The sequence below is a fragment of the Demequina litorisediminis genome, from assembly GCF_030161615.1.
Taxonomy (GTDB): domain Bacteria; phylum Actinomycetota; class Actinomycetes; order Actinomycetales; family Demequinaceae; genus Demequina; species Demequina litorisediminis.
Genome location: NZ_BSUN01000001.1, coordinates 2860401 through 2877726, shown reverse-complemented (window position 1 = coordinate 2877726; position 17326 = coordinate 2860401). Strand labels below are relative to the sequence as shown.

Genomic DNA, 17326 nt, shown 5'->3' with positions numbered 1-17326 from the left:
CGGTGCGTCGGCTCGAGGACAACCTCCACCGGGTCACCGGGCTGACGGGGTCCGCCCTGCGTGATCTGTCCAAGGAGTCGTTGCAGTCGGTCTCGCGCTACTACGCGGAGGCGCTGACCCTCGATCGCTTCAGCGCCTCCCAGGTGGACGCCCGGGTGCGGCTTGAGGGCTACGAGCCGGTTCAGGAACTCCTGACGACCTCGCCCACGGGCGTGGTGGCCGTCCTGTCGCACAGCGGCAACTGGGACCTTGTGGGCGCCTACGCGTCGCCCCGCATCATCCCCGTCACGGCGGTGGCAGAGGTGCTCAAGCCGCGCGAGATGTATGACCGGTTCGTGGCGATGCGTGAGGACGTCGGAATCCGGGTGCTGGGGCATGAGGGCGGCGCGACGTTCCGTGAACTGATCCGCATCGCTAAGAACGAGCGCACCCTGATTTGCTTGCTGGCTGATCGTGACCTCTCCGGCTCGGGCGTCGAGGTCACGATGTGGGGTCACGGGGTCAAGGTGGCACCGGGACCGGCCGCGCTCTCGGTCGCCACGGGTGCACCTCTCGTTCCCGTGCACGTGCGCTACGAACCCTTGCACGGCGCCCGCCGCCGTGCGGCAGGGTCGCCTTGGGGCGTGGTGCTGAGCTTCGGCGCCGCGCTGGATGCCAGCGATCTTGACGTGCCGCGCGATGAACGCGTCGCTGCCCTGAGTCAGCAGTGGGCCACCTGGATGGGAGACATGATTGCCGCTCATCCGGCCGACTGGCACATGCTGCAGAGGTTCGGGTGGACATCATGAGAATCGGCATCGTCTGTCCGTATAGCTTTGACCGTCCCGGCGGAGTGCAACTGCACATCATGGACCTCGCAGAAATCCTGATGGAGCGAGGGCATGAGGTCTCCGTCATCGCCCCCGGATCCCCGGACACCGCGGTTCCCGACTATGTCTCCATCGCAGGCAAGTCGATTCCCGTGCACTACAACGGCTCGGTCGCGCGCGTGAAGTTCGGCCCCATCGCCGCGGCACGCGTCCGCATCTGGCTGCGCGACGGCAATTTCGACGTGGTCCACCTGCACGAGCCCGGCACCATGTCACTGTCGGTGATCGCGATGTGGGCGCGCCTCGGCCCCACCGTCGCGACCTTTCACACCTCGAACGACCATTCGCGCATGATGCGCATCGCGAAGCCCTTCATCAAGCCCGGCTACGAGGAACTCGATGCGCGCATTGCGGTGTCCCCGTCGGCGGACCGCACTGTCAAGGAGCACCTGGGGGTGGCGGCGACGCACATCATCCCCAACGGCGTCGACACCGAGGAGTACGTGGTCGCCGAGCCCCGTGGCGAATGGACGGGTACGCGCCGCGCCGACCATCGGCATCCTGGGCAGGATGGACGAGCCGCGCAAGGGACTCGAGGAGTACCTCGGCGCCATCCCGCATGTGCGCGCCCGTTACCCGCGTGCCCGATTCCTGGTCGCAGGCCGCTTCTCCGACCGCGTTGCCGCGCGAGCGGCGCGCGCGGGCGCCGAGGTGGTCGGCGAACTCGACGAGGGCATGAAGGCACGCTTCATGGCGTCGGTCGACGTGTACTGCGCGCCCAACACCGGCGGAGAGAGCCTTCGGCATCGTCCTGGTCGAGGCGATGGCGGCGGGCGCTGCCGTAGTGGCCAGCGACCTCGTCGCGTTCCGCGACGTCGCCACGGACGCCGACGGCGAGGTGGGTGCCGCCCTGCACACCGTGGGGGATTCGGTGGAACTGGCGGCCCGTGTCACGGCCCTGCTCGACGACCCTCAGGCGCGCGCGGCGCTCGCCGAACGCGGCCAGCAGCGAGCCCTGACGTTCGACTGGCAGCAGGTGGCACCCAGGATCGAAGAGACGTACCGCGACGCCATTAGACTGGACGCGGAGCCTGTTCCCGCGGGAGGGTTCAGCACACCTCCGCACCTCGAGAAGCCTAAGGAAGCATCAGGCATGAGCGACACCGCCGAGACCACCCCCAAGGTCGGAACCGACCTCGTCAAGCGCGGCATGGCCGAGATGCTCAAGGGCGGCGTGATCATGGACGTCGTCACCCCGGAGCAGGCGAAGATCGCCGAGGACGCGGGCGCCGTGGCCGTCATGGCCCTCGAGCGTGTCCCCGCAGACATCCGCGCGCAGGGTGGCGTGGCCCGGATGTCTGACCCGGACCTCATCGCCGGCATCATCGACGCCGTCTCGATTCCCGTCATGGCGAAGGCCCGCATCGGTCACTTCGTCGAGGCGCAGGTGCTCCAGAGCCTTGGCGTGGACTACATCGACGAGTCCGAGGTTCTGACCCCCGCCGACTACGCGCACCACATCGACAAGTGGCAGTTCACCGTGCCGTTCGTGTGCGGTGCCACCAACCTTGGCGAGGCGCTGCGTCGCATCTCCGAGGGCGCGGCCATGATCCGCTCGAAGGGTGAGGCCGGCACCGGTGACGTGTCGAACGCCACCACGCACATGCGCACCCTGCGCGCGGAGATCGCTCGCCTCACCTCGCTTCCCAAGGACGAGGCTGTACGTCGCCGCCAAGGAACTGCAGGCGCCGCTGCCGCTCGTGCAGGAGGTCGCCGAGACCGGCAAGCCGCCCGTCGTGACGTTCACCGCCGGCGGCATCGCCACCCCGCGGACGCCGCGATGATGATGCAGGCTCGGCGCCGAGGGCGTGTTCGTGGGCTCCGGCATCTTCAAGTCCGGTGACCCGGCGTCGCGTGCCGCGGCCATCGTCAAGGCCACCACGTTCTACGACGACCCCGCCGTGATCGCCGACGTGTCGCGCGGCCTCGGTGAGGCCATGGTCGGCATCAACGTTGACGAGGTTCCCGAGCCGCACCGCCTCGCCGAGCGCGGCTGGTAAGTCAGCGAGGACAGAGATGACGGCCGATGCGGGGGAGAGCCTCTGCATCGGCCGTCTCCTCTTCTCCGGGGGCGAGCCGCAGGTGATCAGGCGCGAGGGCGCCAGGGTGCTGCTGCTTGACGACGAGGGTCGGCTGCTGGTGATGCGGGCTCACGACTCGCATCGGCCTGAGCGGTCCTGGTGGTTCACCCCCGGGGGTGGCATTGAGCCGGGGGAGAGCGCCGCCGAGGCCGCCGCACGCGAGCCTGACGGAGGAGACCGGCCTGGTGGTCCCCGTGGAGGCGCTGCGCGGCCCCGTCTGGGATCGCACCGCGCTGTTTGACTTCCAGTCGCGGCCGTACATTCAGCACGAGGTGTACTTCGTGGCACGCCTTGCGGACGCGCAGTCCACCGCGGGCATTGCCTGGACCGAGACAGAGCTCGACACGATCGACGACACGGTATGGATGACCCGCGCCGAGGCTCGCGGCTGCGCAGATCGAGGTGTTCCCCGTGCAGTTGCGTGAGGACTGGGCGCCGTTTCTAGAGTGGGACGGCGTGACCATGGATTTGGGAGAGGCAAACGAGTGACGACGGTAGGAGTGCTGGCGCTGCAGGGCGACGTGCGGGAGCACGCCGCGGCGGTGACGAGCCTGGGCGCGGACGTGACGCTGGTGCGCAGGGCGCGCGAGCGAGCAGGTCGACGCGATCATCTTGCCCGGGGCGAGTCGACCACCATCGACAAGTTGCTGCGCGCCTTTGACTTGCGCGACCTTCTGATGGAACGGATCCAGGCTGGCCTTCCCGTGCTGGGATCGTGCGCCGGGATGATCCTGCTCGCCACCGATCTGGTGGACGGCATCGAGGGCCAGCAGACGCTCGAGGCGATTCCCATGACGGTGCGCCGCAACGCGTTTGGACGGCAGGTGGACTCGGCCGAGGCGTCGTTGACGTGGCTGCCCGATGGTTCCTCGATGCGCGCCACGTTCATCAGGGCGCCCTGGGTCGAGTCCTACGCGGATGAGGTGGAGGTGCTCGCCACTGCGGTCGCAGGCGACGGTGTGGAGCATGCGGTGGCGGTGCAGTACGGCTCGCGCCTCGCGACGGCGTTCCACCCGGAGATCTCCGACGAGGCTCCGCGTACACCAGCACCTGCTCGACCTGATCTGACATGGGAGCAACCGACGCGCGCGGAGCCTTCCGATGATGTGTGGGAGGTGCGCGTCGAGGCCTTCTGGGATGGCGTGCAGCGTGACGACGTCGCGGGCGTGATCGCCGGAGCGCACGCGCTGGCCGAGGCCCGGCCGGCAGGCGACGCCGCGGCGCTGTACGAGGTCGCGTCCGCTCACGACTACGTGGGGCGCGAGGCGGAGGCCGTCGTCCTGTACGAGCGGGCTCTGGCGGCGGGTCTTGGCGGGCGCCGGGCGGATGAAGCGGTCATTCAGCTCGCGAGTTCGCTGCGGAACGTGGGGCGTCCGGCCGATGCGGTGGCGTTGCTCGAGTCGACGTCCGTCAGCGAGGCGCTTGCACCCGCCGCGGCGGGCTTCCTTGCCCTCGCGCGGCATGACCTGGGGCGTCACACCGAGGCGCTGCAGGCGGCGCTCGGTGCCGTGGCGTCTACCCAGTACTCGGCGGCTCTCGTGCGGTACGCGGCGGACCTTGATCGCGGAGAATCAAGCACGGAGCCTTGATACGTGCGCTTCAAGGCTCTAGCCTTGTTGCATGTTCGTCATCACCGCCGATCAGCGCGCCAGTACCGTCTCGGGTGAGCGCGTCGAGGAACTCCTGACTGCGCTGACTCCCTGGAGCCAGCAGTGGCGCGAGGCGATCGCGCTGCCACTTGAGCGCACGGTCGGCGATGAAGTCCAGATCGTGCTCACCGCGGCCGATGCCGCTGTGGACCTCGCGCTGCGCCTCATGCGCGAGGGCGACTGGTCCGTCGGCATCGGGGTGGGACGAGCCCAACTCCCGCTCGGGCCGTCGTCGCGCGCGAGCTCAGGCCCCGTCTTTGTCCATGCCCGCGACGCCGTTGAGCGCGCCAGGGGCAGGGGAGAGTCGGTGCCGTTGGTGGTCGCCGGGGAAGCCCGGCGGCCGCGGCCGAGGCCACGGCGATCCTCCAACTGCTCGGCGCCGTGGTGAGGCGCCGTTCCGAGGCGGGCTGGCAGGTGGCCGATGCGCTCGCCGGGGGAGCAACGCGACGCGAGGCGGCGAGGGCGCTGGCAATCTCGCCCCAGGCAGTCAGCCAGCGCGCGGCCGTGGCGATGCTCGACGAGGAGGCGGCCGCGCGGCCGCTGGCGGCCCGGCTTGTCACGGACGCCGGCGTCGAGTCGGACCCTTCGGGTACGGTGCCGTCATCATGACCGTCGCTCTCACCGTCGCCATCGGCGTTGCCACTCTCGCGCTCGCCGCGGGGCTCGGAGCGCCGCTGGTGGCGTGGGCACTCAGGCGCATCGAACCCATCGCCCCCACGCCCGGCCTGCTGCGCGGCGGGATGTGGGTCGGCGTCATGGAGAGACTTCTGGTGGCGGGGTGCATCCTCGTGGGGATGCCGGAAGGGGTGGCCATCGTGGTGGCGATCAAGGGTCTCGGCCGCTATCCAGAGCCTGCGGGACACGGACCCCATGGCACGGTCGGAGGCCTCGGAGCGTTTCATCATCGGCACGCTTGCGAGCCTGCTCTGGGCGGGCGCGCTCGGCGCGATCGGCCGCTGGGCCATCCTGCTGATCGGCTCGTAGGGTCATCCCCTCGCCCTGAGTACACTGGTCGGCAGTCCTGAACCCGTCATTCGAGGAGCACACGTGTCCGGTCACTCCAAGTGGGCCACCACCAAGCACAAGAAGGCCGTTATCGATGCCAAGCGCGGCAAGCCTGTTTGCCAAGCCGATCAAGAACATCGAAGTCGCGGCCCGCACGGGTGGTGGAGACCCCGCCGGAAACCCCACGCTGTTTGACGCGATCCAGAAGGCGAAGAAGTCGTCGGTCCCCAACGACAACATCGACCGCGCCGTCAAGCGTGGCTCTGGCCTGGAGGCCGGTGGCGCGCAGTACGAAACCATCATGTACGAGGGCTACGGACCCAACGGCGTGGCCATGCTGATCGAGTGCCTCACCGACAACCGCAACCGCGCCGCCATGGAGGTCCGCACCGCGCTGACCCGCAACAACGGCACGCTCGCCGACCCCGGTTCGGTCGCTTACCTCTTCTCCCGCAAGGGCCAGGTGGTCGTTCCCAGCCTGGGCACCACCGAGGACGCGCTCATGGAGGCAACCCTCGAGGCCGGCGCCGAGGAGATCGAGGACGGCGGCGACGTGTTCGAGATCACCTCGGAGGCCACCGACGTCGTGGCCGTGCGTACCGCGCTCCAGGATGCGGGCATCGACTACGACTCGGCCGAGGCCGCGTGGGTGCCGTCCATGAAGGTGGACCTCGACGTCGACGGCGCGCGCAAGATGCTGCGTCTCATCGACGCGCTTGAGGACTGCGACGACGTTCAGAACGTCTACGCCAACATGGACGCCTCCGACGAGGTCCTCGAGGCCGCCGCAGAGTAACTCCGTGCGCATCCTCGGTGTCGACCCAGGGCTCACGCGCTGCGGGCTCGGCATCGTGGATGCCGCGGGTGCCAGGCGAGTGTCGCTGGTGCACGTGAGCGCGGCCACGAGCCCGTCGACCGCGGACACTCCCGCGCGGATCGGACGCCTTGCCGACGCGATCGAGCGCGTGCTCGACGAGCATCGGCCCGACGCGATCGCGTTGGAGCGCGTGTTCGCTCAGGCGAATGTCTCCACGGTGATGGGCACGGCCCAGATCTCGGGCGTGGTGATGCTGCTCGCGCAGCGCAGGGGCCTGCCGGTGACGCTCTACACGCCGTCCGAGGTCAAGGCCGCGGTCACGGGCGAGGGCAGGGCAGGCAAGGCTCAGGTGGGTTACATGGTCGCCAAGGTCTTGGGGCTCACCGAGGTGCCCAAGCCGGCCGATGCGGCCGATGCCCTCGCGATCGCCATCGCGCACGCCTGGCGGGGCGCGGCCGCGCCCGTGGGTACGGGTGGTACGACGGCGGCGCAGCGGCTCTGGGCCGAGGCTGAGCAGGCCGCCAAACGCAGGCGCTGACGGCGCTGCCTGCCCGCGCGTCGCTCACGCGGCGCGTCGCGGCCGTCGGTGTCAGCGTCATCCCGTAGCGTATTCGTACATACGTTCGAAGGAGGATGCGTGATCTCCACGCTGCATGGCACGGTGCTGTCCGTCGGCGCGACGGCGGCGGTGATCGAGACCGGCGGCGTCGGCATGAAGGTGCTGTCGACGCCCACCACGCTCGCCGACCTCCGTCACGGCGCCACCGTGCGGGTGCACACCCACCTTGTTGTGCGTGAGGACTCCCTGACGCTGTTCGGTTTTGGTACGGAGCACGAGCGCGACACGTTCGAGGCGCTGCAGTCGGTACAGGGCGTGGGGCCCCGGCTCGCGCTCGCCATGCTGGCGGTGCATTCGCCCGATGCGCTTGCGCAGGCGGTGGCCTCGGGGGATCGCAAGGCCCTCGAGCAGGTGCCCGGCATCGGCGCGAAGGTCGCGGCACGCCTTCTGCTGGAGCCTGGGCGGCAAGCTCAGCCTCCCCGTGCTCGACGACGCAGACGGCGAGGCGCGTCCCTCGGCGGGCCCCGCGGACGCCAGGGGACAGGTCGAGGACGCGCTTGTCAGCCTGGGCTGGAACCCGAAGGCCGCGGCGAAGGCCGTGGACGATGTGGCTGACGGACCGGTGGCGCAGGAGGACGTGGCGGTGACCCTGCGCGCCGCGCTGCGGACGATGGGCGCGGCGCGTGTCTGACGCCGACCTCGATCCCCGGCTCGTCTCCGCCGACGCGGACGCGATCGAACGGTCATCCGAGGCGGCGCTTCGTCCCGGAAGCCTCGACGAATTCGTCGGTCAACAGACCCTGCGAGATCACCAGCCTGGTGCTGCGCGCCGCGGTGGCGCGCGGCACGACGGCCGATCACGTGTTGCTCTCGGGGCCGCCAGGACTGGGCAAGACCACGCTGGCGATGATCATCGCCACGGAGATGGGAGCGAACCTCCGCCTCACCTCCGGACCGGCCATCCAGCATGCGGGCGACCTGGCCGCCATCCTGTCCTCTCTTGAAGAGGGCGATGTGCTGTTCCTTGACGAGATTCATCGCCTGGCACGGCCCGCCGAGGAGATGCTCTACCTCGCCATGGAGGACTTCCGTGTCGATGTGGTGGTCGGCAAGGGCGCTGGCGCCACGTCGATTCCGCTGACACTTCCTCGTTTTACGGTGGTGGGCGCGACCACGCGGGCGGGGCTTCTACCGGCGCCGCTCAGGGATCGCTTTGGGTTCACGGGCCATCTGGAGTTCTACGAGCCCGCCGAACTCCAGCGCATCCTGGGACGTTCGGCACGCCTGCTCGACTTCCCGATGGATACCTCGGCGGCGCACGAGATCGCGGGCCGCTCGCGCGGCACGCCCCGAATCGCCAACCGGCTCCTGCGCCGCGTGCGCGACTTCTCCGAGGTCCACGGCAGCGGTCGGGGAACCCTCGCGAACGCGCGTGAGGCTCTCCAGGTGTACGAGGTGGACGACAAGGGGCTCGACCGCCTGGACCGAGCCGTGCTGCGCGCGTTGTGCACCCGCTTTGGAGGCGGTCCCGTGGGCCTGTCGACCCTGGCGGTCTCCGTCGGTGAGGAGCCCGAGACCGTCGAGACTGTCGCGGAGCCGTTCCTGGTACGCGAGGGCCTCATGAGTCGCAGCCCGCGAGGCAGAATCGCCACGGCCGACGCATGGGTCCACCTTGGCCTCACCCCGCCGGCCGATGCTGTGGCTGGCCAGGTGGGCGGACGGCTGTTCGACTGAACTGTTGCTCTTCGTAGCGGGGCCTGTTCGACGCTGGCGCCTCATGCCCCTAGAATCGGCTGGGCTCCCTCGGGGGCAAACACGAAGGCGTCAGACGAAGGAATCCTGTGTCTCAAGCAACCAAGGGCGCTCGCAAGGCGCTGATCTGGCTCGGGGCGATCCTCGCCCTCATCTACGGAGGCCTTGCGGTGGGTGCCGCGACGGGCGTCACCTCGTGGACCCCCGGGCTCGCTCTCGACCTCGCAGGAGGCCGCCAGATCATTCTGGCGCCCGTGCTGGAGGAGGGGCGACCCAGCAGATCGACCAGTCGGACCTTGACCAGGCCGTCGAGATCATTCGTCGCCGTGTCGATGCCTCGGGTGTCGCCGAGGCGGAGATCACCACGCAGGGCAACAACATTGTGGTGGCGCTGCCCGGCAACCCCGACCAGGCGACGGTGGACCTTGTTGCGCAGTCGGCGCAGGCTCCAGTTCCGCCCCGTGCTGATGACCGGAGACCCGAGCCCCACGACGTCCACGTCGGCCACCCCCGAGCCCAGCGCGTCCGCTTCGGCCTCCGCGGAGCCTTCGGCTTCGGCCGATGCCTCGACGTCGCCAGAACCCGAGGTCAGCGCCAGCGAGATGGCCAACGTCGTGGGTGAGACCGACGACGCGACCGTGACTCCCGAGGTGACGTCCGCCGAGACCGACGCGACGGCGACGTCCGCTTCCGCGACCCCGGAGCCCACGGCATCGGCCAGCCCTGAGGCGACCACGGACGCGTCCACCGGGCCCGTGTACGGCACCACCGATCCCTCGTCCTTCGAGTGGCTGACTGCTGACGTCCAGGCCGACTTCGCCGCTCTCGACTGCCTCGATGCCGAGAACTACTCGGGTCGTTCCATGGGCGACCCGGAGGCCGGCTACGTCGCGTGTGGTTCCGCCGACATCGTGAAGTACGCGATGGGTCCCGTCGAGCCTGTCCGGCGATGACCTGGAGACCGCGGCCTCCGGCCCCGAGAGCACGCAGGCGGGCAACCTGACCGGTGCGTACGAGGTTCGCCTCACGTTCACCGACGAGGGCGCCCAGAAGTTCGACGAGATCACGCAGCGCATCTCCCGCTCGAAAGCCCGCGCAACCAGTTCGCGATGGTTCTGGACGGTGCGGTCATCTCGGCCCCGTCCGTCTCCGCCCGCATTTCCGGCGGCCAGGCATCGATCACCGGAAACTTCACCCAGGAGCAGGCGGAGAGCCTCGCCAACCAGGCTGAAGTTCGGTGCCCTGCCCATGAGCCTTGAGGTGCAGTCCAACCAGCAGATGTCCGCGACGCTCGGCGCAGAGCAGGCTCGAGAAGGGCCTCATCGCAGGCGCCATCGGCCTGCTGCTGGTCATCGTGTACTCGGTGTTCCAGTACCGCGCCCTCGCCCTCGTGACCATGGGCTCGTTGATCCTCGCCGGTGTGGGGACCTACGGCGTCATCACGCTGCTGTCCTGGGGCCTCGACTATCGACTCTCACTCGCCGGTGTTGCCGGTCTGATCGTGTCGATCGGTATTACGGCTGACTCGTTCATCGTGTACTTCGAACGCATCAAGGACGAACTGCGTGAGGGACGTTCCCTGCCCAGCGCCGTCGACCATGCGTGGAAACGTGCACGGCGTACCATTCTGGCTTCCGACGCGATCTCGCTGCTTGCCGCGGTGACGCTGTACATGCTGGCCGTCGGCGGTGTGCGTGGCTTCGCGTTCACGCTGGGGCTCACCACCGTGATCGACATCGTCATCGTGATGCTGTTCACCCACCCCGTGATGGTGCTACTCGCCAAGACGAAGTTCTGGGGCGAGGGCCACAAGTGGTCCGGGCTTGACCCCCGCCGCCTGGGTCGTGAGCAGATGTACAAGGGCCGTGGCCGCGTGCGCACCGGATCCTCTGCACCGAAGGCTGTGACCGCGGCATCGGCCGAGTCCGATGACGACGCTGGCGAAGGCCTGACCCTCGCCGAGCGTAAGGCGGCGCGCCGCAAGGCCGCTCAGTCAAGTGAGGTGGCGGGCGAGCCCACCACGGACGAGACAGGCGCCGCGACCGACGAGGCCGAGGCCTCGGGCTCCAAGAATGCCGACCACGATGACACCACGAAGTCGGAGGGCTGAGACATGAGCCTTGCTACCTGGGGAAACAAGGCTCCACTCGGGTGAGATCACCTACCCGATCGTTCAGCAGCGCAAGCGCTGGTTCCTGGTGTCGATCATCCTGGTGGTCGCGTCGCTCGTGCTGCTGTTCGGCAAGGGCCTCACGCTCGGCCTCGACTTCACCGGCGGCTCGCAGTACATCATCACCAACGTCGCAAACCCCTCGGCGGGTCCGGCGGAGGATGTCGTCAACGAGATCGACTCCACCCAGGAGCCCCGCATCACGGTGCTCGGTGAGGACGACATCCGCATCCAGGCTGGGTGACCTCTCCGATGCCGACCAGCAGGCAATGACCGAGGCGCTGGCGGAGGCGTACGACGTCTCGGTCGATGCGGTCGCCTTCGACCAGATCGGTCCCACCTGGGGTGCACAGGCTCGGCAAGCAGGCCGTCCAGGCGCTGGTGATCTTCATCCTGTTGGTGTTCGCGGTCATCGCGCTGTACTTCCGTGCCTGGCGCATGGCGGCGGCGGCAATCCTCGCGCTGATTCACGACCTCCTGCTCACGGTGGGTGTCTACGCGCTCATCGGTTTCGAAGTGACACCCGCGGCGGTCATCGGATTCCTCACGATCCTCGGTTACTCGCTGTATGACACGGTCGTGGTGTTCGACAAGGTCAAGGAGAACACCGCTCACCTCACGGAGCAGACGCGCTACACCTACGAGGAACTCGCGAACCTCGCCGTGAACCAGACGTTGGTGCGCTCCATCAACACGTCGATCGTGGCGTTGCTGCCCGTGGCGGCCATTCTGTTCATCGGCACGTTCGTGCTCGGTGCGGGAACGCTGATGGATATCTCGCTGTCGCTGTTCGTCGGTATGGCGGTTGGCACGTACTCGTCGATCTTCGTGGCGACACCCCTCGAGGTGGCGCTGCGGGGCCGTGAGCCGCGCATCCAGGAGCACACCGCGAAGGTGCTGGCGCTGCGTGCAGGCGGTTCGAGCGACGTGGTGCGCGAGGACGGCACCGTTCACGTGGGCGCGCTGACTCCGGGGGAGCACCTCGGTCAGTCGTCGCAGCCCAAGCGCAAGCGCCGCAAGTAGCGGCGTAGGGCCGGCATCGTCTCGATCCGGCCCTGGGCCCAGCGCGGTCCCGCGTGCCCGCAACCCTGCACCTTCCCAGGTCCGCACTCCCGCATGACCCCGCTCAGTGCCGCAGATTGCCCCATGTGCGGCACTTGGAGGCGCGACACGCCGCACATGCGGCCATCCGCGTCCCGTTCCTTGGGGCGTGAGCGTGGGTCGAAGGGCGTGCTTGCGTGACTGTCATGGCCCGTAGACTGGTGTTTCTAGCGGTTCCACCCGAGGAGGCGACATGACGGACACTCGACCCACGTCGTCCGCGCTCGGGCCGCTGGCGTTCTTGCGCCGCGCGCCGCGCGAGGTCACCGCGATTGACGGCATCCTCGACACGTATCGACGGATGTACCCCAAGGGCAAGACCACGCTCATCGAGCGCGCCTATCAGGTCGCGGAGAAGGCCCATCGCGGCCAGCAGCGTAAGAGCGGTGAGCCGTACATCATCCACCCCATCGCGGTCGCGCAGATCATTGCAGAGATGGGGCTACCAGAGTCGGTGATCTGTGCGGCGCTGCTGCACGACGTAGTCGAGGACACCTCGTATCCGCTCGAGACGCTCCGCGAGGAGTTTGGCGACGAGGTCGCCGAGTTCGTCGACGGCGTCACCAAGGCTCGACAAGGTCAAGTACGGCGATGCGGCGCAGGCCGAGACGGTCCGCAAGATGGTCGTCGCGATGGCGAAGGACATCCGAGTCCTGCTCCTCGCCTTGCCGACCGCCTTCACAACGCCCGCACCTGGGAGCATGTGCCCGTCGAGTCGGCCCGCCGCAAGGCGCAGGAAACCCTCGAGATCTACGCGCCGCTCGCGCACCGCATGGGGCTCAACGCGATCAAGTGGGAACTTGAGGACCTGTCCTTCAAGACGCTGTATCCGAAGATCTACGGCGAGATCGTCGACGTGGTCGCGGAGCGCGCACCGGAGCGCGAGAAGTATCTGACCGAGATTCGTACGGAGATCGCCGCGGAGTTGCGGCAGATGAAGATCAAGGGCGAGATCACCGGCCGGCCCAAGCACTATTACTCGGTCTATCAGAAGATGATTGTGCGAGGTCGCGACCTTGCGGACATCTACGACCTGGTCGGGGTCCGGATCCTGGTCGAGACGGTGCGCGACTGTTACGCGGTGCTGGGAGCGATGCACGCGAGGTACCAGCCGGTGCCCGGTCGCTTCAAGGACTACATCGCGATGCCCAAGTTCAACCTCTATCAGTCGCTTCACACCACCGTCATCGGTCCGTCGGGCAAGCCCGTCGAGCTCCAGATCCGCACGCAGGAGATGCACAGACGAGCCGAGTACGGCCTCGCATCCCACTGGCGCTACAAGGAGACGGTCAAGGGCGCCGGCGGCGGTAAGTCCGATGACATGGGCTGGCTTCGTCAGATCGCCGACTGGCAGCAGGAGACCGCCGATCCCACCGAGTTCCTCGACTCGCTACGCGGTGAGATCTCCCGCGCCGAGGTGTACGTCTTCACGCCGCGTGGCAGGTTGCTTGCCCTGCCGCAGGGCGCCACCCCCATCGATTTCGCCTACGCCGTGCACACCGAGGTGGGCCACAAGACCATCGGCGCCAAGGTGAATGGGCGGCTGGTGCCCCTGGACTCGACGCTGGAGAACGGCGACACCGTCGAGGTCCTCACCACGTCCGACCAGAACGCACACCCGAAGCGCGACTGGTTGGATTTTGCGCAGTCCACGCGTGCCCGCAACAAGATCCGTCAGTGGTTCACCCGTGAGCGCCGCGAGGAGTCGATCGAGACCGGTCGGGACATGCTTGCGCGGGCGATTCGCCGCCAGCACCTTCCGATGCAGCGCCTCATGTCCAAGTCGACGCTCCTGGCCTTGGCCAAGGAGATGCACTACGAGGACGTTGACGGGCTCTATGCCGCGATCGGCGAGCACAAGGAGCAGGCCTCCGATGTGGTGAGTCGCATGGTGGAGGCCGTCGGCGGTGACGAGGGTGCGGACGAGGACGTCACCGAGATCACGCGTCCCGGCACGTCCGCCCAGCGTGCACGCCGTGGGGACGTGGGCGTGTCCGTCCACGGGCTGTCTGATGTGGTGGTCAAGGCTCGCGAAGTGTTGTACGCCGGTGCCCGGCGACCCCATCCGTGGGTTCGTGACCCGCGGCAATGGCGTCTCGGTGCATCGCGCGGACTGCGCGAATCTCGCCTCCTCGATACGCAGGCCGAACGCTTCATCGACGTCCAGTGGACCGGTCAGTCGGATGCGACCTTCCTGGTGCAGATCGAGGTGGAGGCGCTCGACCGCAACCGTCTCCTGTCCGACGTGGTGAAGGCGCTCTCGGACTATCACGTGAACATCCTGGGCGCGAACGTCTCGACCAACCGCGACCGCGTCGCGCTCAACACCTTTACGTTCGAGATGGCCGACCCGTCCCACCTCGGTGCGGTGCTTTCCGCCATTCGCCGCATCGACGGCGTCTACGACGCCCGCCGCATTACCGGGGCGAAGCGGCCGCTGTGACCCGTCGCGCCGCTCCCTGGGCGTCGCGCACCGCAGCCCACGCGGACCACGCGCGACGCCACGAGTTGTCCTGCGCCGCAATGGCGTCGAGCGCGCCGAGCGCATCGGCCGCTGCTACTCGGCCACTGCTGAGGAGCGCGTAGGCGACGGGGATCGCCCGGCGCAGGTCGGCCCACCGCAACGCATCCGCGAGCGCGACACCTGGTGTGGCGACGGCGCCGTGGCGCACCGGCGTGGTGTGCATCCTGGTGGGCATCGGCGGCGACCATGACCTCCAGTGGCGATGCTCGTACGCCAGGACGTCGAGTGAGGTCGGCGGTGTGCCGCCGAAGTGTGCCCACAGCGCTCCCAAGCCTGTCAGCGTGAGCCCCGGCCTCACCAGGGGCGCGAGGGCCGCGGTGCGCAGCGGTGCGCTGTCCGGGATGTCGACCGGCCGTGCCCCGGTCCCCATCAGGGCGATCAGGTCGCCGTCACGCACCATGCGCTGGAACGCGACCTGGCCTACCTGGGAGGAGTCGACGAGCCACATCACTCCATTGTGCTCAGCGAGCGCGCCCGCTGTGCTGCGGGCCGCAACGCTGTGGACAAGCAGCACGGGAGACAGCACAGGGGCCGGGGACGCCAGTGCGGCATCCCCGGCCCCTGGTGGCTGGGTGGGTGTCTTAGGACACCACTCCCTGGATCTGCTCAAGCCAGGCGCGGCGGGCGGCGAGGGCCTCCTCGGCCTCCTTCACCTTGCGCTTGTCTCCGGCCTCCTTCGCGGCGGCGAGATCGGCCTCGAGTTCGCCGATCGCGGCCTCGAGCCTGGGCGGCGGCACCCGTGGCGCGACGCTCTGCTCGGGGTTGCGGGAGTTCCACTGGGCGTCCTCGGCGTCGCGGACGGCCTTCTCGACCACGCCCATGCGCTTGTTGAGGCGAGCCACGTCGGCACGCGGCACCCGGCCGGCGTCCTCGAAGCGGTCCTGGATCGCACGCAACTGTCGCTTCGCGTTGTCGAGGTCGGTCAGGGGCAGCAGAGCCTCGGCCTCGACCACCGCGGCCTCCTTCGCCTCGACGTTGCCCGCGAGGGCCTCGTCTTCGGCGTCCGAGGCGGAGCGGCGCGCGTCGAAGAACGCGTCCTGGGCCGTCTGGAACCGCTTCCACAGCGCGTCGTCGACGCTACGGCGACCACGGCCAGCGGTCTTCCACTCGCCCATGAGGTCCTTGAAGGCGCGCGCCGTGCGGTCCCAATCGGAGGACTCTGCGAGGCGTTCGGCCTGGGCGACAAGGTCCTCCTTGCGGCCGGCGACCTGAGCGTTGTCCTTGTCGAGCCTGCGCGAAGTGGTGCTTGCGTGCCTTCTCGAATCCCGAGCGGGCGGCGGTGAAACGCTTCCACAGTTCGCGCTCGGCATCCTTCGCGATGCGCGCGTTGCTGCGCTGCGCTTCCTTCCACGTGTCAAGCAGGGCACGCAGTTCGGCGGTGTCGTTCTTCCAGTGCACCTGGGACTCGGGCTTCGCGGCGATGGCCTCGGCCTTCACCACGATCTCCTCGCGGGCAGCGAGCGCCTCGGCGCGTGCGGCGTCACGTTCGGCCTGAATCCGCTCGCGCGTCTCCAGCGCTTCCTTCTCGACCTCCGCGAACCGGGTACGCAACGCGGCGACGTCGCCCACCACGGCCGGGGTCTCCAACTGCGGCGAGAGCGCGCCGATCGAGTCGTCGATGTCCTTGGGGCTGAGCCTCCGCGGACGCGAGGCGTGCGTGGAAGCGCTCGATCGACGCCGAGAGCTCGTAGAACGCCTTCGCGTACGGGGCCAGCGGGTCGTCGCCGGTGGCGGCTCCCACGGTCACCTTCTCGTCGCCGATGGTGACGACAACGGACTCGCCCTCGATGGCACCAAAGCCCTTCGCAGTCTCGACCTGCTCGTCGGTGACCTCAGCAACCACCGGAACCTTCACGGGGTGGGTCGCGTGCTGGGCGAGCACGACGGGGCTGGGGGTTCCGGGACGGGGGCCGGGCTTGGGGGTCGGCTTGGGCTTGGGGGTGGTCACGATACAGACACCTCGTTCAGGATGACGGACTGTGCCGGCTGTCCGTCGGACTCGCCTGTGATGGTTCCGGCACTGGCAACGCCCTCAACAATACTCAAACCCTCCGTGACCTGCCCGAACACTGTGTAGCCGCCGGCCGAGTCGGAGGGGATGGTGGAGTCGTCGTAGACGATGAAGAACTGGCTTCCCATGGATTCGCCGTCGCCGCCCACCCGTGCCATCGCGAGGGTGCCAGCCGGGTAAACGTCGTCCGCGGGAGCGTTCTCAATGGGTCCGTACGAGTAGGCGGGACCGCCCGTTCCTGTGGCCGTCGGGTCGCCGCACTGGAGCACGTAGATGCCGCTAGTGGTGATGCGGTGGCATTCAGTCTGGTCGAAGTAGCCGTCCTGGGCCAACGCGATGAAGCCTTGCGGTGGCCTGGGGAGCGTTCTCGCCGTCAAGAGTCACGGTGATGTCACCGAGGTTGGTCGCGATGGTCGCGGACCATTGCCTGGACTCGGCCGTCGAGGGGTCCGGGGGTTCGGGGGAGTTGGCCCATCCTGAGGAAGTGCTGATGGCGTCGTCGCTCGCCGAGGCATCGGCCGTCTGCGTGGGCGTCGCGGCCACGTCGTCGTTCCCGCTGTTGATGACGGCCATCACGATGAGGGTGGAGGCGGCACCGAGGACGAGCGCGGCGACCGTGATCGCTGCGACGATCCTGATGCGGCGCTCGTGCGCGGCTCGTTTCGCGGCCTGACGCGCTTCGAGCCTTGGAGTGCTGGCGCTTGGCGTTGGCCTTGGCCTGCTTCTTGGTGGTCATGTCACCTCAACGTCTCAGTGGCTGTTCGCGCGTCAGTCTAGGGGTGGGGTCG

The 17326-nt window shown here is 68.5% G+C and carries 23 protein-coding genes and 6 pseudogenes; 22 read left to right on the top strand and 7 right to left on the bottom strand.

Translation table 11 applies throughout. The features are described from left to right. From QQK48_RS17520 to pdxS, 4 genes and pseudogenes are all read left to right on the top strand, one after another. Positions 1-788: phosphatidylinositol mannoside acyltransferase (locus QQK48_RS17520; protein ID WP_284329257.1), on the top strand; the 788-nt coding region annotated here is incomplete at its 5' end. After that, a pseudogene (locus QQK48_RS22385) lies at positions 785-1249 on the top strand (glycosyltransferase family 4 protein); the annotation flags it as partial. The gene QQK48_RS17520 and the pseudogene QQK48_RS22385, both read left to right, overlap by 4 nt. Then, positions 1209-1761: pseudogene (locus QQK48_RS22380) on the top strand (glycosyltransferase family 4 protein); the annotation flags it as partial. The pseudogenes QQK48_RS22385 and QQK48_RS22380, both read left to right, overlap by 41 nt. A 201-nt stretch (positions 1762-1962) precedes the next feature. Then, positions 1963-2869: pseudogene (gene pdxS / locus QQK48_RS17505) on the top strand (pyridoxal 5'-phosphate synthase lyase subunit PdxS). 1 nt (position 2870) lies between these two features. Here pdxS and QQK48_RS17500 read toward each other — a convergent pair. Further along, the gene (locus QQK48_RS17500; RefSeq protein WP_284329255.1) at positions 2871-3032 is read right to left on the bottom strand and encodes a hypothetical protein; all 162 of its coding nucleotides are present in this window, start codon (positions 3030-3032) and stop codon (positions 2871-2873) included. Between QQK48_RS17500 and QQK48_RS22375 the strand changes: the two genes are divergently transcribed. The 18 genes and pseudogenes from QQK48_RS22375 to QQK48_RS17415 all read left to right on the top strand — a co-directional run bounded on the left by QQK48_RS22375 (position 3012) and on the right by QQK48_RS17415 (position 14446). Beyond that, positions 3012-3191 (top strand): NUDIX domain-containing protein, encoded by a 180-nt coding sequence (locus QQK48_RS22375; RefSeq protein ID WP_431308444.1) that lies wholly within the window; start codon positions 3012-3014, stop codon positions 3189-3191. The genes QQK48_RS17500 and QQK48_RS22375 overlap by 21 nt on opposite strands. Then, the gene (locus QQK48_RS17495) at positions 3136-3375 is read left to right on the top strand and encodes an NUDIX hydrolase (protein WP_284329254.1); all 240 of its coding nucleotides are present in this window, start codon (positions 3136-3138) and stop codon (positions 3373-3375) included. Before QQK48_RS22375 ends, QQK48_RS17495 begins: the two co-directional genes overlap by 56 nt. A 75-nt stretch (positions 3376-3450) precedes the next feature. Beyond that, positions 3451-4539 (top strand): pyridoxal 5'-phosphate synthase glutaminase subunit PdxT, encoded by a 1089-nt coding sequence (gene pdxT, locus QQK48_RS20810; RefSeq protein WP_348523726.1) that lies wholly within the window; start codon positions 3451-3453, stop codon positions 4537-4539. Between the two features lie 31 nt (positions 4540-4570). Then, positions 4571-4987, top strand: a complete 417-nt coding sequence (locus QQK48_RS17480; protein ID WP_284327088.1) for a hypothetical protein — start codon at positions 4571-4573, stop codon at positions 4985-4987. Continuing rightward, the gene (locus QQK48_RS17475) at positions 4981-5208 is read left to right on the top strand and encodes a hypothetical protein (RefSeq protein WP_284327087.1); all 228 of its coding nucleotides are present in this window, start codon (positions 4981-4983) and stop codon (positions 5206-5208) included. The genes QQK48_RS17480 and QQK48_RS17475 overlap by 7 nt, the downstream gene beginning before the upstream one ends. Next, a complete protein-coding gene (locus tag QQK48_RS17470; protein ID WP_284327086.1) occupies positions 5205-5624 on the top strand; it encodes a hypothetical protein in 420 nt (139 codons plus the stop codon). Before QQK48_RS17475 ends, QQK48_RS17470 begins: the two co-directional genes overlap by 4 nt. Positions 5625-5646: 22 nt before the next feature. Next, a pseudogene (locus tag QQK48_RS17465) lies at positions 5647-6400 on the top strand (YebC/PmpR family DNA-binding transcriptional regulator). 4 nt (positions 6401-6404) lie between these two features. Continuing rightward, positions 6405-6959 carry a crossover junction endodeoxyribonuclease RuvC gene (gene ruvC / locus QQK48_RS17460; RefSeq protein WP_284327085.1) on the top strand — a complete coding sequence of 185 codons (555 nt, stop codon included), beginning with the start codon at positions 6405-6407 and terminating at the stop codon, positions 6957-6959. A gap of 99 nt (positions 6960-7058) precedes the next feature. Beyond that, a complete protein-coding gene (ruvA, locus tag QQK48_RS17455) occupies positions 7059-7595 on the top strand; it encodes a Holliday junction branch migration protein RuvA (RefSeq protein WP_284329252.1) in 537 nt (178 codons plus the stop codon). Continuing rightward, on the top strand, positions 7546-7671 hold the full coding sequence (locus QQK48_RS17450; RefSeq protein WP_284329451.1) for a hypothetical protein: 126 nt from the start codon (positions 7546-7548) through the stop codon (positions 7669-7671). Before ruvA ends, QQK48_RS17450 begins: the two co-directional genes overlap by 50 nt. Then, positions 7664-8714 (top strand): annotated as a pseudogene (gene ruvB / locus QQK48_RS17445) (Holliday junction branch migration DNA helicase RuvB). Before QQK48_RS17450 ends, ruvB begins: the two are co-directional and overlap by 8 nt. 214 nt (positions 8715-8928) lie before the next feature. After that, positions 8929-9354: a hypothetical protein gene (locus tag QQK48_RS17440; RefSeq protein ID WP_284329251.1), complete on the top strand. Its 426-nt coding sequence runs from the start codon at positions 8929-8931 to the stop codon at positions 9352-9354. After that, positions 9347-9685: a hypothetical protein gene (locus QQK48_RS17435; protein ID WP_284329250.1), complete on the top strand. Its 339-nt coding sequence runs from the start codon at positions 9347-9349 to the stop codon at positions 9683-9685. The genes QQK48_RS17440 and QQK48_RS17435 overlap by 8 nt, the downstream gene beginning before the upstream one ends. 156 nt (positions 9686-9841) lie before the next feature. After that, positions 9842-9991: a SecDF P1 head subdomain-containing protein gene (locus tag QQK48_RS17430; RefSeq protein WP_284329249.1), complete on the top strand. Its 150-nt coding sequence runs from the start codon at positions 9842-9844 to the stop codon at positions 9989-9991. Further along, positions 9988-10842, top strand: a complete 855-nt coding sequence (locus tag QQK48_RS17425; RefSeq protein WP_284329248.1) for a preprotein translocase subunit SecD — start codon at positions 9988-9990, stop codon at positions 10840-10842. The genes QQK48_RS17430 and QQK48_RS17425 overlap by 4 nt, the downstream gene beginning before the upstream one ends. A 10-nt stretch (positions 10843-10852) precedes the next feature. Beyond that, a complete protein-coding gene (locus QQK48_RS20805; RefSeq protein ID WP_348523344.1) occupies positions 10853-11146 on the top strand; it encodes a hypothetical protein in 294 nt (97 codons plus the stop codon). A 101-nt stretch (positions 11147-11247) separates the two neighbouring features. Further along, positions 11248-11925 carry a protein translocase subunit SecF gene (secF, locus tag QQK48_RS20800; RefSeq protein WP_348523343.1) on the top strand — a complete coding sequence of 226 codons (678 nt, stop codon included), beginning with the start codon at positions 11248-11250 and terminating at the stop codon, positions 11923-11925. 271 nt (positions 11926-12196) lie between these two features. Next, positions 12197-14446, top strand: a complete 2250-nt coding sequence (locus QQK48_RS17415) for a RelA/SpoT family protein (RefSeq protein WP_284329247.1) — start codon at positions 12197-12199, stop codon at positions 14444-14446. Here QQK48_RS17415 and QQK48_RS17410 read toward each other — a convergent pair. From QQK48_RS17410 to QQK48_RS17385, 6 genes and pseudogenes are all read right to left on the bottom strand, one after another. Beyond that, a complete protein-coding gene (locus QQK48_RS17410) occupies positions 14421-15041 on the bottom strand; it encodes a hypothetical protein (protein WP_284327083.1) in 621 nt (206 codons plus the stop codon). The genes QQK48_RS17415 and QQK48_RS17410 overlap by 26 nt on opposite strands. Before the next feature lie 67 nt (positions 15042-15108). After that, positions 15109-15702 (bottom strand): annotated as a pseudogene (locus QQK48_RS17405) (DUF349 domain-containing protein); the annotation flags it as partial. Beyond that, a complete protein-coding gene (locus QQK48_RS17400; protein WP_431308385.1) occupies positions 15605-16096 on the bottom strand; it encodes a DUF349 domain-containing protein in 492 nt (163 codons plus the stop codon). The pseudogene QQK48_RS17405 and the gene QQK48_RS17400, both read right to left, overlap by 98 nt. Next, positions 16008-16475 carry a hypothetical protein gene (locus QQK48_RS17395; protein WP_284329245.1) on the bottom strand — a complete coding sequence of 156 codons (468 nt, stop codon included), beginning with the start codon at positions 16473-16475 and terminating at the stop codon, positions 16008-16010. Before QQK48_RS17395 ends, QQK48_RS17400 begins: the two co-directional genes overlap by 89 nt. Next, complete coding sequence (locus tag QQK48_RS17390) at positions 16472-16870, bottom strand: peptidylprolyl isomerase (RefSeq protein ID WP_284327079.1); 399 nt, start codon at positions 16868-16870, stop codon at positions 16472-16474. Before QQK48_RS17390 ends, QQK48_RS17395 begins: the two co-directional genes overlap by 4 nt. Then, entirely contained in the window at positions 16839-17111 is a 273-nt protein-coding gene (locus QQK48_RS17385; RefSeq protein WP_284329244.1) for a hypothetical protein, read from the bottom strand. The genes QQK48_RS17390 and QQK48_RS17385 overlap by 32 nt, the downstream gene beginning before the upstream one ends. Positions 17112-17326: the final 215 nt, after the last annotated feature.

What these genes read in the sequence shown, in the direction of transcription:
- QQK48_RS22375 (WP_431308444.1), top strand. Translation starts at nt 3,012, where the DNA reads ATGCGGGCTCACGACTCGCATCGGCCTGAGCGGTCCTGGTGGTTCACC.
- QQK48_RS17500 (WP_284329255.1), bottom strand. Translation starts at nt 3,032, where the DNA reads ATGCGAGTCGTGAGCCCGCATCACCAGCAGCCGACCCTCGTCGTCAAG.
- QQK48_RS17480 (WP_284327088.1), top strand. Translation starts at nt 4,571, where the DNA reads ATGTTCGTCATCACCGCCGATCAGCGCGCCAGTACCGTCTCGGGTGAG.
- QQK48_RS17470 (WP_284327086.1), top strand. Translation starts at nt 5,205, where the DNA reads ATGACCGTCGCTCTCACCGTCGCCATCGGCGTTGCCACTCTCGCGCTC.
- QQK48_RS17430 (WP_284329249.1), top strand. Translation starts at nt 9,842, where the DNA reads ATGGTTCTGGACGGTGCGGTCATCTCGGCCCCGTCCGTCTCCGCCCGC.
- QQK48_RS17415 (WP_284329247.1), top strand. Translation starts at nt 12,197, where the DNA reads ATGACGGACACTCGACCCACGTCGTCCGCGCTCGGGCCGCTGGCGTTC.
- QQK48_RS17385 (WP_284329244.1), bottom strand. Translation starts at nt 17,111, where the DNA reads ATGGCCGTCATCAACAGCGGGAACGACGACGTGGCCGCGACGCCCACG.